Origin of the sequence: Alteromonas sp. AMM-1, from assembly GCF_047290655.1 — a bacterium.
Lineage (GTDB): Bacteria > Pseudomonadota > Gammaproteobacteria > Enterobacterales > Alteromonadaceae > Alteromonas > Alteromonas mangrovi.
On record NZ_JBLBUE010000268.1, the window covers coordinates 1 to 2,570 of the forward strand.

Sequence of the window (2,570 nt, forward strand, 5' to 3'; positions counted from 1 at the left end):
AAATAGATATTGCGTTTATTGCCACCGACGCAGCTACACTGATTCTGGATGCCACACCTGACTCCATTGGTCCGGATGGGCAAACCAGTACGATTTCTGCAGTGGTACTGGACGCCCAGGGTAACCGCGTGCGCAACAAGCTGGTTAATTTTGAGGTAAATGACGTATCAAACGGCAATCTTACCGATGCGCAAAGCCGCACCGATCGCCGCGGCATTGCTACAACGGTGTATGAATCCAATGCCGTAAGTACCTACCAGAGTGTGGTTGTAACGGCTAGTGTGAATGATAACCAGGCGGTAACGGGCACCACCCGATTAACCGTAGGGGATCGTCCATTTGATATTTCATTAGGTACCGGCAATCTGATTGAAGCGCCACAACAGTCGTCATACAGTAAAGAGTTCTCTGTATTCGTCACCGATGCTGATTCAAATCCGGTTGCAGGCGCAAATTTAACATTTAGCGCAACGCCAATAATGGAAACGTCTGATTTTGCTTATTTTAAAGGTTATTGGTTGTGGGATGACGATGATTCGATTCACTATCAGGTAATTACAGCCTATTGTTACAACGAAGATGCGAACGGTAATGGAATGTTAGATGTCGGTGAAGACCTGAATGGAGATGGTAAATTGACCCCCGGGAATATAGCTGCTATCGATGCCGATGCTACAACAGATGAAAACGGTCAGGCGTTGATATTCCTGAATTACCCTAGACAATATGGTGGTTGGGTTCGCTTGAATATTGCTGCGAGAGGAGAATCCTCTGGAACCGAATCTGTTGAATCGATGCCTTACACATTGGGAGTATTGGCACAAGATCGCGGCACACAAGGCTCACCACCACCGTCCAGCACATGGGGAACCAGCAGCAGTTGTGCCGACACCCTGTAGTGAGTAAGACATACGAAAAAGCCGTTCACTGAGAAGTGAACGGCTTTTTTATTGGGTGTTGACGAAATCCCTTATGCTTGTTGGAAAGGGTAAACCGAACCTAGTTTTAATAACTGCGTTAACTGGTCTAATGCTGTGCGCGATTCAATCAACAATTGCGGATCACGTAAATCGTTTTCAGTCAGCACGTCGCGATAATGCTTTTCTACCCAGCCATTTAGTTTGCTGAACAGGTCGTCGTTCATCAGCGTGTTAGGATTAACGGCAGCTAATTCAGCGTCGGTAAGCGCTACGCGTAACCGCAAACACGCCGGGCCACCGCCATTGCGCATACTTTGTTTTACATCGAAATAGTTCACGCTTTTCACTGGTGTATCCCGAGTAACCAGTTCAGCCAGATACTGCTCAACCACTGGATTTTCCTGACACTCAGACGGCGCAATAATCGTCATGTTGCCATCGGGTAATGTCACTAGCTGAGTGTTAAATAAATAGGTTTTTATAGCGTCCTGCACCGACACTTCACTGTCCTTTACTTCAATAAAGTGCAGTGGCTGATCACCAAATTTTTGTTGAATCTCGGCAATCGCAGCACGGCTGTTATGGAATGCCTGTTGGTGATAAAACAGTACATTGCGGTTACCCACGGCGATCACGTCATTGTGAAACACACCCTGGTCAATCACATCGGGGTTTTGCAGAATATACACCACGTTTTCGTCGCTTAGGCCATGTAAACGCGCTACCGCCTGACTTGCCTCAAACGTTTGACGCGCAGGGTATTTCTTTGGCTGAGGACGATCGTTTCTGAACGCATGTCTGCCATACACAAAAATCTCGACACCGGCGTGACCATATTCACTGCACAAACGGGTATGGTTAGCTGCACCTTCATCACCAAAGTGCTCGTTGTCTGGCAGATGAGCGTGGTGTGCAAAGTACTTATTATTGGCAAAGGTTGCCTTCAGAATATTACCCGTCACCTGCGGCTCTAAGGAGCGGTGAAACTTGTTGGTAAGGTTAGCCGGGGTAAAATGTACTTTGCCGTCGGCTGTATCGGCGCTGGGGGAGACCGTTGCCGCATTCGCGGTCCACATACTGGACGCAGAACAGCAGGCTAAAAAGATTTCCCGGGCCTGTTTGCCCGCTTGTTCAAGCACCTGCGCATCGGAGCCGGTAAAGCCCAGTCGGCGAAGGGTGGCAATATCAGGACGTTCCTGAGGTGCCAAAACGCCCTGAACCAGACCCATGTCCGACAAGGCTTTCATTTTTTTAAGACCTTGTAATGCCGCTTCTTTTGGATTACTGGCCGCATTAGCATTAGAATAAGACGCAACATTGCCGAAGGATAAACCGGCATAGTTATGAGTAGGACCAACCAGACCATCAAAATTTGCTTCACAATATTGCATGATTTCCTGCCTTATTCTTTGTTATACGGGTTTATATGATTTGGTATTTACCCGTTGAGTAGCTATAAATGTATTCGGGTAACGGCAACAATCGTTTGCTTTGTTACCGGTAACTCGGGCGCATTATACGTAAATAAATAGCGGTGCCAATCGCAGTGGTTGAAAAATGAGCTATTATTGCTGTGCAAAAAATCACCATTGCGAATAAGTATTAAGAAGAACTTGTTTTCCATTCACTTTGTAGATATATGTTAAAAAA

Annotated in this window: 2 protein-coding genes; one reads left to right on the forward strand and one right to left on the reverse strand. The window is 46.7% G+C overall.

All coding sequences use genetic code 11. From position 1 onward, the window contains the following. Positions 1-899, forward strand: an 899-nt coding sequence (locus ACLR2L_RS19910) for an Ig-like domain-containing protein (RefSeq protein WP_413370730.1), incomplete at its 5' end; no start/stop codon positions are given. A gap of 71 nt (positions 900-970) precedes the next feature. On the opposite strand, the gene astB is transcribed toward ACLR2L_RS19910, so the two are convergent. Beyond that, positions 971-2,311 carry an N-succinylarginine dihydrolase gene (gene astB, locus ACLR2L_RS19915; protein ID WP_413370732.1) on the reverse strand — a complete coding sequence of 447 codons (1,341 nt, stop codon included), beginning with the start codon at positions 2,309-2,311 and terminating at the stop codon, positions 971-973. Positions 2,312-2,570 lie beyond the last annotated feature (259 nt).

Coding starts and splice junctions, on each gene's coding strand:
- astB (WP_413370732.1), bottom strand. CDS start 2,311: ATGCAATATTGTGAAGCAAATTTTGATGGTCTGGTTGGTCCTACTCAT.